This is a genomic window from Micromonospora sp. NRRL B-16802 (genome assembly GCF_001279555.1).
GTDB lineage: Bacteria > Actinomycetota > Actinomycetes > Mycobacteriales > Micromonosporaceae > Micromonospora > Micromonospora profundi.
This window is the reverse complement of record NZ_LGEB01000001.1, coordinates 537,174-553,361: the sequence shown is the minus strand read 5'-3', so window position 1 is coordinate 553,361 and position 16,188 is coordinate 537,174. Positions and strand designations below refer to the sequence as shown.

Annotated in this window: 16 protein-coding genes; 7 read left to right on the top strand and 9 right to left on the bottom strand. The window is 72.2% G+C overall.

What is annotated here, in order from left to right; translation table 11 throughout:
- The first annotated feature begins 49 nt into the window (after positions 1-49).
- From ADK66_RS32120 to ADK66_RS02605, 3 genes are all read left to right on the top strand, one after another.
- Positions 50-1,855 carry a hypothetical protein gene (locus ADK66_RS32120; RefSeq protein WP_157552141.1) on the top strand — a complete coding sequence of 602 codons (1,806 nt, stop codon included), beginning with the start codon at positions 50-52 and terminating at the stop codon, positions 1,853-1,855.
- Positions 1,856-2,106: 251 nt separating this feature from the next.
- Positions 2,107-4,140, top strand: a complete 2,034-nt coding sequence (locus ADK66_RS02610; protein WP_369814752.1) for a DEAD/DEAH box helicase — start codon at positions 2,107-2,109, stop codon at positions 4,138-4,140.
- 96 nt (positions 4,141-4,236) lie between these two features.
- The gene (locus ADK66_RS02605; RefSeq protein WP_369814748.1) at positions 4,237-4,866 is read left to right on the top strand and encodes a putative glycolipid-binding domain-containing protein; all 630 of its coding nucleotides are present in this window, start codon (positions 4,237-4,239) and stop codon (positions 4,864-4,866) included.
- Between the two features lie 10 nt (positions 4,867-4,876).
- Here ADK66_RS02605 and ADK66_RS02600 read toward each other — a convergent pair whose 3' ends face one another.
- Genes ADK66_RS02600 through ADK66_RS02590 form a run of 3 tightly spaced genes read right to left on the bottom strand, consistent with a single transcriptional unit; the run spans position 4,877 to position 7,338 of the window.
- Positions 4,877-5,968, bottom strand: a complete 1,092-nt coding sequence (locus tag ADK66_RS02600) for a PLP-dependent cysteine synthase family protein (RefSeq protein ID WP_053652190.1) — start codon at positions 5,966-5,968, stop codon at positions 4,877-4,879.
- 31 nt (positions 5,969-5,999) lie between these two features.
- Positions 6,000-6,830 carry an SDR family oxidoreductase gene (locus tag ADK66_RS02595; RefSeq protein WP_053652189.1) on the bottom strand — a complete coding sequence of 277 codons (831 nt, stop codon included), beginning with the start codon at positions 6,828-6,830 and terminating at the stop codon, positions 6,000-6,002.
- A 49-nt stretch (positions 6,831-6,879) separates the two neighbouring features.
- Positions 6,880-7,338 carry an Lrp/AsnC family transcriptional regulator gene (locus tag ADK66_RS02590; protein WP_053652188.1) on the bottom strand — a complete coding sequence of 153 codons (459 nt, stop codon included), beginning with the start codon at positions 7,336-7,338 and terminating at the stop codon, positions 6,880-6,882.
- A gap of 269 nt (positions 7,339-7,607) precedes the next feature.
- Between ADK66_RS02590 and ADK66_RS30435 the strand changes: the two genes are divergently transcribed.
- Positions 7,608-7,874: a BldC family transcriptional regulator gene (locus ADK66_RS30435; RefSeq protein ID WP_007454516.1), complete on the top strand. Its 267-nt coding sequence runs from the start codon at positions 7,608-7,610 to the stop codon at positions 7,872-7,874.
- Positions 7,875-7,974: 100 nt separating this feature from the next.
- On the opposite strand, the gene ADK66_RS02585 is transcribed toward ADK66_RS30435, so the two are convergent.
- On the bottom strand, positions 7,975-8,604 hold the full coding sequence (locus ADK66_RS02585) for a UbiX family flavin prenyltransferase (protein WP_053652187.1): 630 nt from the start codon (positions 8,602-8,604) through the stop codon (positions 7,975-7,977).
- 157 nt (positions 8,605-8,761) lie between these two features.
- Here ADK66_RS02585 and ADK66_RS02580 point away from each other — a divergent pair, with 157 nt between their 5' ends.
- Complete coding sequence (locus tag ADK66_RS02580; RefSeq protein ID WP_053652186.1) at positions 8,762-9,724, top strand: terpene synthase; 963 nt, start codon at positions 8,762-8,764, stop codon at positions 9,722-9,724.
- Between the two features lie 19 nt (positions 9,725-9,743).
- On the opposite strand, the gene ADK66_RS02575 is transcribed toward ADK66_RS02580, so the two are convergent.
- The 5 genes from ADK66_RS02575 to ADK66_RS02555 form a co-directional block, all read right to left on the bottom strand.
- Complete coding sequence (locus ADK66_RS02575) at positions 9,744-10,742, bottom strand: DUF1648 domain-containing protein (protein WP_053652185.1); 999 nt, start codon at positions 10,740-10,742, stop codon at positions 9,744-9,746.
- A complete protein-coding gene (locus tag ADK66_RS02570; RefSeq protein WP_053652183.1) occupies positions 10,739-11,095 on the bottom strand; it encodes a GntR family transcriptional regulator in 357 nt (118 codons plus the stop codon). Before ADK66_RS02570 ends, ADK66_RS02575 begins: the two co-directional genes overlap by 4 nt.
- Positions 11,096-11,199: 104 nt before the next feature.
- The gene (gene mqnP / locus ADK66_RS02565; RefSeq protein ID WP_082377136.1) at positions 11,200-12,171 is read right to left on the bottom strand and encodes a menaquinone biosynthesis prenyltransferase MqnP; all 972 of its coding nucleotides are present in this window, start codon (positions 12,169-12,171) and stop codon (positions 11,200-11,202) included.
- On the bottom strand, positions 12,171-13,631 hold the full coding sequence (locus ADK66_RS02560) for a menaquinone biosynthesis decarboxylase (protein WP_053652179.1): 1,461 nt from the start codon (positions 13,629-13,631) through the stop codon (positions 12,171-12,173). Before ADK66_RS02560 ends, mqnP begins: the two co-directional genes overlap by 1 nt.
- 176 nt (positions 13,632-13,807) lie before the next feature.
- Entirely contained in the window at positions 13,808-14,404 is a 597-nt protein-coding gene (locus ADK66_RS02555; RefSeq protein WP_231639871.1) for a carboxymuconolactone decarboxylase family protein, read from the bottom strand.
- Between the two features lie 53 nt (positions 14,405-14,457).
- Here ADK66_RS02555 and ADK66_RS02550 point away from each other — a divergent pair, with 53 nt between their 5' ends.
- Together ADK66_RS02550 and ADK66_RS02545 are read left to right on the top strand one after the other, a co-directional pair.
- Positions 14,458-14,934: a MarR family winged helix-turn-helix transcriptional regulator gene (locus tag ADK66_RS02550; protein ID WP_053652175.1), complete on the top strand. Its 477-nt coding sequence runs from the start codon at positions 14,458-14,460 to the stop codon at positions 14,932-14,934.
- 104 nt (positions 14,935-15,038) lie between these two features.
- On the top strand, positions 15,039-16,178 hold the full coding sequence (locus ADK66_RS02545; protein ID WP_053652173.1) for an aromatic acid exporter family protein: 1,140 nt from the start codon (positions 15,039-15,041) through the stop codon (positions 16,176-16,178).
- Positions 16,179-16,188 lie beyond the last annotated feature (10 nt).

The window sequence follows — 16,188 nt, the reverse complement described above, 5'->3', positions numbered from 1 at the left end:
CCGGTCCGACGTCACGGGCGCGGGTGCGAGCGTGGCGCGGAGGGCGGAAATGGCCGAGCAGAGAGATCCGGCGGAGACTGTCGACCCCGTCCTGGATCGGGCCGACCCGCCGAGGCCAGGCACCGCCGACCCGGCAGCCGCTAGTGCCGTCGACGGTGCCCCGGACGCTGACGCCAGCCCTGACGCCGCCAGTTCGGACGCCGCCAGCTCCGATCCCGACGGCGCTGCGGCAGGTGCCGCGACCGCTACCGACGCGGCAGACTCCGCCGACGCCGACGCCGCAGCCAGAGCCGAGGCGGCTGCTGGCACCGAGGCGGCAGCCGACGCCAACGCCAAAGCTGAATCCGGGGCCGCCGCTGAATCCGGGGCCGCCTCCGAGATTGACGCCCCGGCCCGTGCTGCCGTCTCCGCCGGCACCATCGCGGCCGGCAGCGCACCCGAAGCGGACGTGGAGCGCCCAGCGGCCGGCGATGCCCGCCCAGGTTCGGCGGCTGCCGGCCCGGTGCGGGCGCGGGCCAGTGTCGCGACCGTGTCCACGCCGGCCGGTGATCTCCCCGCCAGCGCCCCGGCCACCGCTACCACCTACCGGGCGAAGGGCTCGGCCAGCCCAGCCAGCACCCCACTGCCCGGCCAGCGGGACGGCTCGGCCTCCTCGGCGCGGGCCAGCGCCACGGTGCCCGACAGCAGTCGCCTCACGTCCGCCACCAGGGATACGCCGCAAGCCCACGCCGGCACACCCGCCGTGTACCGGTCCGGTCCGAGCCCCGAGCCGGCGCAGCACGCGGAGCCTCTTCCGCCGTCGGCACCGGAGCCGACGCCTGCGGAGCCCGAGCCGAGCGGGCCCGGCGAGCCCGATCCGGCACCCAGCCCCGGGCCGTACCCGCCCGGGCCGGTGCCGAAGCCGGAGCCCACCCCGCCAGCGCCCGGCCCTGTGCCGCCGCCGGTGCCGGGTCCGCCGGTGCCGCCGCCCTCGCCGCTGCCGCCCATTCCAGGCCCACCGACGCCGCCTGTTCCCGGCCCTCCGGCGCCGCCGCCCGGCCCGCCGGTGCCCGCGCCACCGCCCGGCCCGAGGCCGGCACCACCGTTTCCGCCACCTCCGGCGATGACGGGTACGCCGGGCGCACGGGCCACCGCCTCGGTCTCCGCACCGCCGGCCGGCTGGGCGTCCGCCAACCAACCAGCGCGCCGGACCCCGGACACGGCCCAGCCGGCGACCGCCCAGCCGGTGGCTGCACACCGCACCCCCGACACCGCACAGCGCACCCCGAGCGGGGTGCCGTGGACCTCTCCCGGGGTGCCGTCGACCCACGCTGCGACTCCGTCGACTCCGGGCGGCGCAACACAGGCCGCGCCGGGTGGCGCGTGGGCCGAGGCGCCCGCCTCGGCGCCCGTGGTGCCCGCACCCGCACTGCCCAGTTGGCCCCCGTCGACCACTGGCGCCCCCACACCAGTCAGCGCTCCCGCACCAGGTGGCGTCGGCGGGTCCCGAGCCGCCACGTCCTCGACCTATCCGGCGGGTGAACGCGCCACGCGGGGTACGGCGGCGGCCGGTGCGCAGCACGGGAAGCGCGACGGCCGCTCGGATCTGTCGGGCACCGTCTACGGCGGCGGTGAGGGGCCGGGCTTCGCCACGATTGCGCTTCCGGCGAACGCGGCGGTGGAGAATTCCGGCTCACTGACCGGGCACATTCTGGCCCAGGGCTGGGCGGACACACCGGCCGAACCGTCCCGCAACACGCGCGTGGTGATCGTCCTGATCGCGGCTCTGGGGCTGCTGGTGGCGATCAGCGTGCTCGTCGTCCTGCTGGCGGGCGACGCCATGGACAGCCTGGTCGGCAGCGTCCTCAGCGGCTGAGCCGTTCAGCAGCGACGATGGTGAGTCCGCCCACTACGGTCGGGCAACCCGCTGGCGAGTCTGGCGAACGGCCGTACACTGGTCAGGATCACTGACCCGGCGCGTGTGGTGCGCGCCCCTGGGCGGTCTTGCGGGCGATCCGGCGGCACAGCCGCGGCAGGCCATCGCGAAGATGCGCCCCGCTCGAAAGGCATTTGTTGACCACCTCTGCTGACACCAGCAACGTTCCGACCGTTTTCGACCCCAGTGCCGTGGCGCGCGACGCCGCCCCGGCAACCCCCGACGCCGCCCCGGCTCAGGCCGCGCCGGCAGCGACCTCCATCGACCCGACCGAGACTGCTCCGGGCGGGGCCACGGCCGTCGAGCCCACGTCGCCCGAGATCATCGAGGCGGTCGGCTTCGCCGGCCTCGGCCTGCCCGAGCCGTTGGTTCGCGCGCTGGCCCGGCAGGGCATCACCTCCCCGTTCGAGATCCAGCGGGCCACCGTTCCGGACGCGCTCGCAGGCCGGGACGTCCTGGGCCGTGGGCAGACCGGGTCGGGCAAGACGCTCGCCTTCGGCCTGCCGATGATCGCCCGGCTCGCCAACCGCAACCGGGCCCGGCCACTGCGGCCCCGCGCCCTGGTCCTGGTCCCCACCCGCGAGCTGGCCATGCAGGTCAACGACGCCTTGGTGCCGCTGGGCAAGGCCGTCGGCATCTTCCTCAAGACCGCCGTCGGCGGGGTTCCGTACGACCGCCAGATCGACGCGCTCCGACGCGGCGTGGAGATCATCGTGGCGACCCCGGGCCGGCTCGGCGACCTGATCGAGCGGGGCATCTGCCAGCTCGACGACGTCGAGGTCACGGTGCTCGACGAGGCCGACCAGATGGCCGACATGGGCTTCCTGCCCGAGGTGACCGAACTGCTGGCGAAGACGCCCGCCGGTAGTCAGCGTCTGCTCTTCTCTGCCACCCTCGACGGCGACGTCGACGCGCTGGTCCGGCGGTTCATGAACGACCCGGTGACCCACTCCACCGCGCCGTCGACCGCATCGGTGTCCACCATGGACCACCACATGCTGCTGATCCCGCCGCACGAGAAGTTCCCGGTGGCCGCCTCGATCGCCGCCCGTGACGGCCGGACCATGGTCTTCGCACGTACCCAACTGGGTGTGGACCGGCTTGTCGAGCAGCTCGCGGCCGTCGGCGTACGCGCCGGTGGGCTGCACGGCGGCAAGACCCAGCGGATGCGGACGAAGACCCTCGCCGAGTTCCGTGAGGGTCGGATGAACGTCCTGGTCGCCACGGACGTGGCGGCGCGCGGCATCCACGTCGACGGGGTGACCCTCGTGTTGCACGTCGACCCGCCGAAGGACCCGAAGGACTACCTGCACCGTGCCGGGCGCACCGCCCGCGCCGGCGAGTCGGGCGCGGTCGCCACGTTGGTGCTTCCCAAGCAGCGTCGTACGACCCTCGCCATGTTGGAGAAGGCCGGCGTGGAACCGGCCGAGGCCCGGGTCCGGCTCGGCGACCCGGTGCTGGCCGAGTTGATCGGTGCCCGCGAGCCCAGCGGCGTCCCGGTCCGGGTGGAGGCGGAGCCTCGGGGCTACGGCGACCGCTCCGGCGGCTCGCGCCGCTTCGACGACCGTTCCGGCGGTCCGCGCCGCTTCGGCGACCGTCCGCAGGGCGAGCGGCGCTACGGTGACCGCCCCACCGGTGAGCGGCGCTTCGGCGACCGCCCGACCGGCGACCGGCAGTACGGCAACCGTCCGACCGGCGAGCGTGGCTACGGCGACCGCCCGCAGGGCGAGCGTGGCTACGCCGACCGGGACAGCCGGGGCTACGGCGACCGGCCCACCGGTGAGCGCCGCTTCGGCGATCGTCAGCAGTTCGGTGACCGGGGCGACCGTCCTGGTGGCGAGCGGCGCTTCGGCGACCGACCGCAGGGTGACAGGCAGTACGGCGACCGGCCGACCGGCGAGCGCCGCTACAGCGACCGTCCCACCGGCGACCGGCAGTACGGCGACCGGCCCAGCGGCGAGCGCGGTTACGGTGACCGTCCGCAGGGTGAGCGGCGCTACGGCGACCGGCAGTACGGCGACCGTCCCACCGGCGAGCGGCGCTTCGGTGACCGCCCGCAGGCTGACCGGGGTGACCGGCCGGCCGGCGAGCGGCGTTTCGCGGACCGGGACACCCGGGGTGGTTACCGCCCCGAGGGTCGTACTCGGGACGACCGGCCACGTGACGACCGGCCGCGGGATGACCGGCGCGGCTTCGGCGGGCGTCCGCCGGCGCGTACCCACTGATCATTTGAACTGACGGACGCCGCCGCGGAGCCTTGCTCCGCGGCGGCGTTCGCGCATGCGCTGCCAAGGGCGGCGCGGTCGCGTAACGTCCGGCTCATGGCGACCATGCCGAAGTCGATCTTCTGGTCCCGAACGGACACCGCCGGCAGTGAGCAGGCCCTGCTCGACGACAGGAACGGGTTGTCGGCCCGGGGCACGTTGCTGGCGGTCGACCCGGTGCCCTTCACGGCCCGCTACCAGGTGGCCACCGCGGCCGACTGGAGCGCGTCCCGCGTCGAGGTCGAAGCCGAGGGTTCGGGCTGGATGCGCAGGGTGACGTTGGAGCGGGCGGCGGGCCGGTGGCGGGTGACCACCGCCGAGCAGGGTGACCTGGACGCGGCGCTTGTCGCGGCCGGGCATCACCGGGCCGGCCTGCCGGGCACCGACGATCCGGACCGGCTTGGCGACGCGATCGACGTGGACCTGAGTGGTTCACCGCTGTTCAACGCGCTGCCGGTGCGCCGGCTCGGGCTGGCCGGCACTCCGGCCGACATGCCACGGCGGATCACCGTCGCCTGGGTGCTGCTGCCGGGCCTGGAGGTGGTACCGGCCGAGCAGATCTACACCGGGATCGGGCCGGGCCGCGTACGGTTCGCCAGCGGCACGTTCACCGCCGACATCGACGTGGACGCCGACGGCTACGTGGTGCGCTACCCCGGGCTGGCCGAGCGCATCGACCCGCGCTAGGCGAGCACGTTCACGGCGCCCAGGTGCCGCTGGACAGGAAACGGTCGATGGTGGCCGCGTGCGGTGCCAGGTCGAGGCCCTGCGCGGCCAACCAGTCGTCGGCGTAGTACGTGTCGGCGTACCTGTCACCGGGGTCGCAGATCAGTGTGACGACCGAGCCGGTCCGGCCCTCGGCGATCATCTCGGCGATCAGACCGAAGGCGCCCCACAGGTTGGTGCCGGTGGAGCCGCCGACCCGGCGGCCGAGCACCGCCGACCCGGCGCGCATGGCGGCGAGCGAGGCCGCGTCCGGCACCTGGACCATCCGGTCCACCACGGCGGGTACGAAGGACGCCTCTACTGTGGGACGACCGATCCCCTCGATGCGGGAACCTTTGCCGGTCTCCACCGACCAGTCGGCCGCCAGCCAGGCCGGATAGAAGGCGGAGTTCTCCGGGTCCACCACGCAGAGCTTGGTGGACAGCCGGCGGTAGCGGGCGTACCGGCCGACGGTCGCGCTGGTGCCACCGGTGCCGGCGCCCACCACCACCCAGGCCGGGATGGGGTGCCGTTCCAGCTCCAACTGCGCGTAGATCGACTCGGCGATGTTGTTGTTGCCCCGCCAGTCGGTGGCCCGCTCGGCGTACGTGAACTGGTCCATGAAGTGACCGCCGGAGTCCTCGGCCAGCCAGCGGGCCTCGACCACGACGCTCGCCGGATCGTCCACCAGGTGACACCGACCGCCCTGGAACTCGATCTGCGCGATCTTCTCCGGTGACGTGGAGGCGGGCATCACGGCGATGAACGGCAGCCCGAGCATCCGCGCGAAGTACGCCTCGGAGACCGCCGTGGAGCCAGAGGACGCCTCGATGATCGTCGTGCGCGGCCCGATCCAGCCGTTGCAGAGCCCGTAGAGGAAGAGCGAGCGGGCCAGCCGGTGCTTGAGCGAGCCGGTGGGGTGTGACGACTCGTCCTTGAGGTACAGGTCGATCCCCCAGGAGCGGGGCAGCGGAAACGGCAGCAGGTGGGTGTCGGCCGAGCGGTTCGCGTCCGCCTCGACGGCGGCGATGGCCTCGGTCACCCAGCTGCGGCTGGCCTCGTCGCACCTGTCGAGATGAGTCACGCCGGAAACCTAGCAAGCAGGCATGCGGTGGTCAGTTCCGGTCCGTTGGGGCAGTTCGTCGGCTTTGGCGGCGTTGTCCGGCCCGGCCGACGGCCTGGACGAGGGGGGTCAGCCCGACGGCCAGCCGGGGCAGGGTATCCAGAAGCCGGACCTGGGCGCCGCGCCAGCGGGGCAGGCTGACGACCGGGCGTGGTCGGCGTGCCAGTCGGGCGGCCCTGGCGGCCACCCGCTGCGGGGTCAGCATCGACCCGGTGAACGAGGCCGCCGCGCCGGGGTCGTCCAGCCGGTCGTGCAGCATCGGCGTCCAGATGCCGTCCGGGCAGAGGCAGGAGACGTGCACCCGCCCGTACCCGGCCATCCGCAGGTCGCTCAGCGTGCCGAGGCTGAACGCCAGCAGGGCGTGCTTGCTGGCGGCGTACACCGTCTCGCCGGGCGCGGCGATGAGCCCGGCCAGCGAGACGATGTTCAGGACGTGGCCGTGACCCTGCCCGCGCATCACAGCGAGCGCGGCCAGCGTCCCGTTGATGGCCCCGTGGGTGTTGACGTCGAACACGCGGCGGCGGGTCGGCCCGTCGTGCTCCCAGGAGTGCCCGGTGACCAGGATGCCCGCGTTGTTGACCCAGAGGCCGAGGTCGCCCCGGCTCGCGGCGGTCGCCGCGATCTCGGCGCAGGCGGCCTCGTCGCGGACGTCCAGGGCTGCCGACCAGCCGCCGAGCGGCGCGGCGGCAGCGGCTGCCGCGTCCGGGTCGAGGTCGGTGAGCAGCACCGGCCAGCCGTCGGCGTGCAGCGCGGCGGCGACGGCGCGGCCCAGGCCGCCGGCGGCCCCTGTCACCACGGCCACTCCGGGTCCCGGCGAGGTCATCGGCGCACGTTACCGCCGCACGGCGGCCCGACACCAGGGGGTACGCGGGTCAGGCGGGCGGTTGGCCGACCGGCTGAGGGCGGTTCTCCCACTTGGTCGACAGGGCGATGGCGGTGCGGGTGGAGGCGACCCCGGGGGTCCGGTTCAGCCGCACGATCAGCTGCTCCAACTCGGCGATCGTGCCGACCCGCGCCTTGAGCAGGAACGACTCGACGCCCGCCATGAAGTAGCAGGACTCGATCTCGGGCAGCACCCGCAGCGATTCCAGCATGTCGTCGGAGTCGGCGCCGGAGTCCTCGACGATGCCGATCAGTGCCGTGACGCCCAGCCCGATCGACTCGGGTGCCACGTCGGCGCGGTAGCCGCGGATCACGCCGTTGCTCTCCAGCTTGCCGACACGCTCGTGGACGGCGGGGGCGGAGAGGCCCACCTGCCGGGCCAGTTCGGCGTACGAGAGGCGGGCGTTGCCGCGCAACAGATCGACGAGACTCAGGTCGATGGCGTCCACGGAGAGTGACCTTAACGGGTTGGGCGTAACGCGATGCCTCCGGCACCCGTTGGACAGAACAGTGAGTGACTGTTCACAAACCGACTGTCAAGGCAGGGGTTGCACCAGTACCATTTACTAACTTCCCACTCAGTGCATTTTTCGCGTTTGGCGGACAGGCCAGGTCCCTGGTGCTGTAATTGCCATACGTCCCTCATGACGGCTCTGGGCTCGCACCAGCCGGGGGCAGTGTGTTCAGCCAGGGGCTTCGTCGACGCGAGGAGGGGGCTGTGGACACTGGAGATCGCCTGCTGACACCGGGTGAGGTCGCCGCGCTGTTTCGGGTGGACCCGAAGACTGTGACGCGATGGGCGGCGGCCGGCCGGATAGGAAGCATCCGGACTCCAGGCGGGCATCGCCGTTTTCGGGAATCCGAGGTGCGAGCCCTGCTTGAGGGGGAGGGCATGCTTGACGAGGTGGACGAGGTCGGAAAGCCACGCAACGTGGGTCCGGCCGCATCCACAGGGCCGGGTCCGGCCAACGCGGGCATGTACTGAACTGGTGCGGACATCGTCACGCGGACCGGGCGCCAGTCCGGTCCGCGTCCCGCAATGACGGCCCGTCTGCCGGCGTGACCGGGCAGGCTGTGCGGAATGCTCAGCTCCGGCTCGCGCCGAGCTGACCGGACCACCGCCGGAACAGGGTGTGTGGCACGCCGAGCGCGTCCAGTACCTTGCCGGCCACGAAGTCGACCAACTGCTGTGCGCTCGCCGCCGCGCCCGCGCCGTAGAAACCTGGGCTCGCCGGCAGCACCACGGCACCGGCGTCGTGCAGTTCGATGAGATGTTCCAGGTGGCTGCGCGTCACAGGGGTCTCCCGGGGCACCACCACCACAGGTCGACGCTCCTTGAGGTTCACCTCGGCGGCACGCTGCAACAGATCCTTGGAGAGCCCGATCGCGATGCCCGCGCACGCCGCCGTGCTGGCCGGCACCACTGCCATTCCGCGTACCCGGTAGGAGCCGCTGCTCGGCCCGGCCGCCAGGTCACCCGCCGGCCAGTGCCGCACGTCCGCGCCGGTCAGGTCCCGGCCGAGCCAGGCCGCGAGGTCTTCGGCCCAGTGCGCGTCGCGGAACGGCCGGCCGGTCTCGTCGAGCACTGTGAGTCGCGCCGCCCGGGACACGATCAGGTCCACCGACTCCCCCGCGTCCAGGAGCCCGCCGATGACCGCCGCCGCGTACGGCGTTCCGGAGGCTCCGGACACACCGACCACCCATGGTTCGCGCATGCCCCAAGCCTGCCTGGTCCGCGCATGCGCCGCGCCGTGACCCCCGCCCTGGCCCCTCCGCCGTGCCCACACGGGGGACATCATCGGCACCTGACTTCTGCCATGCTCGGACGGGGAGGATCACCGCTGTGCAGCGACCCGAGGGGCGGTACGACCGATGACGGCGGCGGCAGCCCGCACGCTACGGGCCGAATGCCCCCTTCCCTCACGGTGCTCCCCGCACGCGCAGGCGACCCAGGTGTGGCTGGCCGGCTGGGTACGACGCTTCGGCCTGCCCCTGGACGACGTCGCCCTGCGTGAGCTGGACGCCGGCCGCATCGCCTGGTATGCCGGCCGGCTCTATCCCGAGGCCAGCGCCGCAGACCTGCGTACGGTCGCCGCGCTGTGGACCTGGTTCTTCCTGCTCGACGACGCCTGCGACGGGCCACACCGCGCCAGCGGGGCGGACGTCGCGGCACTGCGGGACGGGGTCCTCGAGGTGCTGCGCCAGGGCCCTCACGTCCGCCCGGCCGGGTTCCGGGGCCCGCTACGACAGATGCTCGTGGACGCGTGGCAAGCCCCGAGGGCGCGGATGCCACAGCCCTGGCAGCAGCGTTTCGCCGACGCCGTGGCCGACCACCTGGCCGGCAACCGCACGGAGGCGGACAACAAGACCCGGGGCCACCTTCCCGGGATTACCGAGTACGTCGCGCTGCGCCGGGCCACCTCGGCGGCGTACGTGTCGTACACCATGATCGAGTTTGTGACCGGTCACGCGCTGCCGGACGCCGTCTACCACCACCCGGCGCTGCGGGAGCTGGCTGCCGCCGGCAACGACCTGCTCTCCTGGTTCAACGACCTGGTGTCGTTGGAGAGGGACCGGGCCACCTCGGGCGGGCACAACCTGGTGCTTGCCATCGCGCGGGAGCAGCACGTGCCGCACGAGCGGGCCGTGGAGGCTGTGGTGGACCGCTGGCGTACGGCGATGGGCCGGTTCATGGAGCTGCGGGCCACGATGCCGTCCTTCGGCCCCGAGCTGGCCCCGGCTGTCGCCGCGCACGTGGAGGGAATCGCCCGCTCGGTGCGTGGCACGATCGACTGGTCGCTGGAGAGTGACAGGTACTCGGCGTCCCGGAGCTGACCGGGGATGCGCCGCCGGGTCACAGGGCCTGGCGGTGCCGATCGGCGAGGGTGTTGAGCAGCGCGGCAGCGGTGCCGGCGTCGGCCACCGTGACGACGATCGAGCGCCCGCCGGTCCGCTCGACAAGCAGACCCTCGCCGGTCCGCAGGACGATGCCGACCCGGCCGCCGCGGCCCACCCGCCAGCCCCAGCCGCCGAACTCGCGCAGCGGGTGGACCTGGACGGAGCTGGCGCGTAGCACCTCGTCGATGGGGACGTGGGTACGCGGCCAGCCTGCCGACGACCGGACCAGCAGTCCGCTCTCGTCGACCCGGACGGTGAAGGCGAACATCGCCACGAAGACCCCGACCAGCAGCGCCGCGACGATCAGCAGGCCCCACACGCCGCTGACGACGGCGAGCGTGACCAGGACGACGATGGCTACGGCACCCAGGGCGATACCCGGCCCGGTGCCGGTGTGCCCGATCCAGACCGCCCGCTCGCTCGCCGACAGGGGGACGCGGGGTGCCTCGGGCGCGACGGGGGCATCCGCCGGCTGCGGCGGGTCACCGGGCAGGAGCACGCCGACGAGTACGGCCGGCACGAGGGAGCCGACGATCGCCACTGTGAGCGCACCACCGATCTCGCCGGCACCGCGCGCGTCGGTCAGCCCGCGCTGGACGTGCAGCGCGCCGAGCTGCACGAGGGCGAGAAAGAGCGCCACCCAGATGGTGGTGGCCGCGCCGATGCGGCGGCTGCCAGCCGACTGCCCCCACAGCGTGGTGACCGCGCCGAAGCCGAGCACCAGGAGAGCGCCCAGGCCGGAGCAGGCCCAGAGGAACGCACCGAGGGACATGAAGCCGTCGGGCCGGCCCTGGGCTCCCCAGTGTGTCGCCACCGGGTCGGGCAGGTCGCCACGCCAGGAGAGGGCCACAGCGGCGGCCACGGCAAGGATCACGAGCCCGGAGATGGTGACCGCCAGGCCGACGGGGCGCATCCGCAGGTGCAGGGGGCGGGCGGACTCGGTGCCGGTGGTCATGATGAGAACGCCTCCTTGAGGAGTGTGGCTGTGGCTTCCGGGGAGAAGTGCAGAGCGCGCGCCTCGCGTACGACCTCGTCGATGGCGGCCAGCAGCTTGGCGTGGTCGGCTGCGGGCCGGGCGGTGACGATGGCCCCGCGTCCGCGTCGCAGCTCGATCAGCCCGTCGTCCCGGAGCAGTTGGTAGGCCCGCAGGACTGTGTGCACGTTGAGATCGAGCGACGCGGCGAGCTCGCGGGCGGCGGGCAGCCGTTCGCCGGGCTGGAGCACGCCCTGGGCCACGGCGAGGCGTACCTGAGTGACGAGCTGGGCGAACAGCGTCTCGTCGAGCGAGGGGTCGATGCGGAAGAGCACGCTCAAAGAATACTTGTTCTAGTGTTGTTAGAACAATGTGGGTCGCGGCACGCGAACGGCGGCGGTGCCGAGAGCACCGCCGCCGCCTGTCGCTGTCACCGCTGTCAGGGGCGCAGGCCGAGCCGGATCACCAGGTCGAGCAGGGCGAACACGAACAGCGCGATGCCGACGAACCCGTTGGCGGTGAAGAACGCCCGATTGACCTTGCTGAGGTCGGTCGGGGTGACAACCAGGTGCTGGTAGGCGAACGCCACGGCGGTAAGCGCCAGGCCGACCCACCAGAGCCAGCCGAACCCGACAAGCGCCCCGAACCACACGAAGAGCCCGAAGGTCACCACGTGCGCCACTGTGGAGGCGTGCAGCGCGAAGCGCCTGCCGTAGCGGGCAGGCACGCTGTGCACGCCGATCTCCTTGTCGATCTCGGAGTCCTGGCAGGCGTAGATCAGGTCGAAGCCGCCGATCCACAGCCCGACCGCCGCACCGAGCAACCATGCCGGCCAGGACCCGTCGAGGGTGCCGGTGACCGCGAGCCACGCGCCGACCGGCCCGACCGCCTGGGCGATCGCCAGGATGGCGTGCGGCCAGTTGGTGAACCGCTTGCCGTACGGATAGACCACGAGCGGCACCACGGCGAGCGGCGCCAGCACAAGGCAGAGCGGGTTGAGCAGCGCGGCGGCACCGAGGAAGACGACAAGCGCGACGGCCGCGCCGGTCCAGGCCGTGCGCACGCTCACCGCCCCGGTGACCAGTTCCCGTCCGGCGGTACGCGGGTTCCGCGCGTCGATCTGCCGGTCGAGGATCCGGTTGGCGGCCATCGCGAACGTCCGCGCCCCGACCATGGCCACGGTGATCAGCAGCAGGTCCCACCAGCGCACCCGCCCGCCGTTGACCTGCATGGCGGTCAACGCCGACAGGAAGGCGAACGGCAGCGCGAAAACGGAGTGCTCGATGGCGACAAGGTCCAGGAACGCCCGCACCCTCCCCCGCGATCTTGCACTTTCTGCCGGGGCGGAAGGGGAGGAAGAGGGCGAATCGGGGGCCGAAAGTGCAAGATCGCGGGAGTCGTCGACGGGCATCAGATCCCGTACTCCTTCCAGCGCTTGTCCACCAGGGCCGTCACCTCGGGAGCCATGGTCATCTCCTCCGGCCAGCCCCGGGTGTAGCCCTCGGTGGGGAGCTTGCGGGTCGCGTCGACGCCCGCCTTGCCACCCCAGAACTGCTGGTACGAAGCGTGGTCGAGGTGGTCGACCGGCCCTTCGGTGAGCAGCAGGTCGCGGGCGTAGTCCACGTTGCCGAAGGCGCGGAACGCCACCTCGTTGTAGTCGTGGACGTCGCAGTCCTCGTCCACGATCACGATCAGCTTGGTCAGCGACATCATGTGCGCGCCCCAGATCGCGTTCATGACCTTCTGCGCGTGCTTCGGGTAGCGCTTGCGGATCGACACGATCGCACAGTTGTGGAAGACACCGGCGGCCGGAAGGTCGTAGTCGACGATGTCCGGGATCAGGAAGCGCAGCAGCGGCGCGAAGATCCGCTCGGTGGCCTTGCCGAGGCCGTGGTCCTCCTGCGGCGGCTGGGACGTGACGATCGAGTGGTAGACCGGGTCGCGCTGCATGGTCATGCACTCGATGTGCATCACCGGGAACGGCTCGACAGGCGTGTAGAAGCCGGTGTGGTCGCCGAACGGCCCCTCCGGCATCCGCTCGCCCGGTTCGATGTAGCCCTCCAGCACGATCTGCGCGTGCGCCGGCACCTGCAACGGCACGGTCAGACAGTCCACCATCTCGACGCGCTCGCCCCGCAGGTACCCGGCGAACAGGTACTCGTCGATCTCGGCGGGAAGCGGCGCGCTGGCCGAGTAGGCGACCGCCGGGTCGGCGCCGATGGCGATGGCAACCGGCAGCCGCTGCCCGAGCCGCTCGGCGACCGCGTGGTGCGCCGTGGAGTTCTTGTGGATCTGCCAGTGCATGCCGATCGTGTTGTGCGAGTGCTGCTGGAGCCGGTAGAGCCCGAGGTTGCGCTTGCCGGTCTCCGGGTCCTTCGTGTGGGTCAGCCCGAAGTTGTGAAAGATCCCGCCGTCACCGGGCCAGACCTGCAACCCCGGCAGCCGGTTGAGGTCGACGTCGTCGCCGCGGTAGACGACCTGCTGGCACGCGGCGGTCTTGACCTTCTTGGGCGGCATCGACTTGAGCTGCATGACCTTGCCGAGCCCGCCCATCATGCCCGAGAAGCCCTGCGGCAGCTCCGGCTTGAGCATCTCGCCGATCCGCTGGCCGATCTCGTCGAGGTTCTCCACCCCGAGAGCCATGGCCATCCGCTTCTCGGTGCCGAACAGGTTGATCGCCACAGGCATTTCGCCCCGGGTCGGACGTTCGAAGAGCAGCGCCGGCCCACCGGCACGCACTGTGCGGGTGACCACCTCGCTGATCTCCAGGGTGGGGTCGACAGGGACGTCGACCCGGCGTAGTTCCCCAGCGCGCTCCAGCGCCGCGAGGAAGTCCTTGAGATCGTTGTAGGGGAAGCCACGAGCCGCCATGCCGCCCAGTCTCCCGCACCGGGTGCCCCGCCGACGAAGCCGGGTGGTGTGACACCTGCGATGACCGGGGCCGCAGCCTTGATCCACTCGACTTCCGTGAAATCGGGGTGTCCGGCAGCCGGGGATACGCCGGCTTCACGGAAGTCGAGTGGATCAAGAGCGACCTGGGCGGCGGGTCAGGCCGCAGGCGTCCACGCGTGGGGAGACAGCGGCGGGTCGAGTGGTGCGCGGGTGAGCCGGTTGGCGAATGTCGAGATGGTGTACGTCCCTACGCCGAGCACCACGTCCAGCGCGTGCCGAGGTTGGTAGCCGGCGACCAGGAAGTCCTCCAACTCGTCGTCGGGCACCGCTCCCCGGTGGTCGAGCACGGCGAGCGTGAACCGGCGCAGCGCCTCCAGCCGCGGCTCGGGCAACGGGCTCCCGGAGCGCAGCGCGGTGACCATCTCGGCCGTCGCGCCGAGGCTGGTGAGCGCGCCGGTGTGCAGGGCGACGCAGACGTGGCACTCGTTGGTGGTGGCGACGGCGAACACGACGACCTCCCGCTCCAGCGGCGAGAGGTCGGTCTGTTCGAAGCCCTTGTTGGCGGTGAGGAAACCGCTGAGCAGCTGGGGAGACTCGGCCATCAGGGCAACCGGAGCGGGCAGCCAGCCGAACCGACGGCGTACCCCCTCGATGGTCCGCCGGGCGGCGGCGGGCGCGGTGTCGGCGGTGTGTGCGGTGAAGACGGGCACGGCTACCTGCTCTCGCGGCGTGGGTGGGGACGCCGAGGACACGTCCCGTAGGATAGTCAACGTGGTTGACGAAATAGTAAACGTGGTTGTCGAACATGGCAACCGCTGAACCCGCGCGGCCCGGCTACGCGTTGCCGCTGCTCCTGCTGGCCGGCTTCCGCACGCTCATCGACGACCTGCACGCCGAGCTGGCCCGGCAGGGGCACCCGGAACTGCGACCACTGCACGGCTTCGTACTCCAGGCCGTGGGGATGGACGGCACCACCGCCACCGAACTGGGCCAACGGCTCGGCATCTCGAAACAGGCCGCCGGCAAGACTGTCGACAGGCTCGTCGCCGCCGGCTACCTGGAACGGATCGACGATCCCGCCGACGCCCGCCGACGGCTGGTCCGGGTGACACCACGCGGCGCCGACGGGCTGCACCGCTCGGCGCAGATCTTCGACCAGCTTCGGGAGCGTTGGGCGGCGATCCTCGGCCCGGACCGGGTCGCCGCCCTGGAGGACGACCTGAGCACTGTGGCCTCCGCCAACTGGTTCCGCCTCGACATGCCGGGCTGGTTCGGCGGCTGACCGCGCCCGCAGGCGACACCTCGCAGACTGGCGACCCCGCTAACCGGCGTCCAAGTTGAGTCGTTGACCAGTCGGCGACGACGAGGGGAGACGACCTGTCCCGGGTGGCGAACTGGTTGCGCGGCGCGTGGGCTCACCTGCGGAACGGCTGGCCGCTTGTGGCACAGGTGACGCTCGCCGCCACCCTCTCCTGGTTCGTCGCCAGCCGCCTGCTCAGCGGCGGCGGCTACAGCGGGCCGTTCTACGCCCCGGCCGCCGCGCTTATCGTGCTGGCCCAGGCCCGAGGCACACGACTGCGCCGGGCGCTCGCGACCCTGATCGGCGTCACCGTCGGGGCGCTCCTCGGCGAGGTCGCCATCGAGGCGCTCGGAGCCCGCTCCACCGCAAGCATCTTCGTCGTCATCCTGGTCGCGGCCGGTCTCTCCGTGGCCGCCGGAGCCGCCGGCGTCGTCCGCAACCAATTGACCATGTCCGCGCTCTTCCTGGTCGCCGTGGTGCCCCCGGGCAACCAGGACCAGGCACCCACCCGCTTCTACGACGCGCTGATCGGCGGATCGATCGCACTGCTGATCAGTCAGATCGCCGTCGGACGCTCACCGCTGGCACCGCTGCACACCGAGGGACGGCGGGCATTCAGCGAATTGGCCGAGGTGTTGGACGGCATCCGCCAGGCGCTGCGGCGGCACGACCAGCAGGCCGCCCGGACCGTGTACCACCAGGCCCGGCAACTGGACTCGCGCACCGAGGCGCTGCGCAAGGCCGTGCTGGTCGCCGACGAGAACCTCCGGCTCGCGCCGTGGGACCGGCACAGCCGCCCGCGGGTCGACGCGGCGCGGACCGCCGTCGACCATGTCGACTACGCCGTACGCAACACCCGGACGCTGGCGCGCACGACCATCATGGTCACCCGGCTGCCGCAGGCCACACCTGCCCAGCTCGACGCCGCGCTGGCCGCCCTGCACGAACTGACGACGTGCGCCGCCGAGGTGTTCGCCGCCGCCGTCTCCGGCGACCGCGACACGGCCCACAAGCACGTCGACCGGACAGGTGACATCGCTGTCGACGCCGTGCGGACTGTGGCGCCGCTGCTCCGGCACGAGCAACCGCTACCGGTCAGCACGATGATCGGTCAGCTCCGCATGATCGTCCTCGACCTGCTGCGCAGCGCAGGCGCGGACCGGCCGGACGTACTCAACGCGATCGACGGCGCACTCGACCTGCCGACCGCCGGGAAGCAGCACTGAAGCAGCGTCG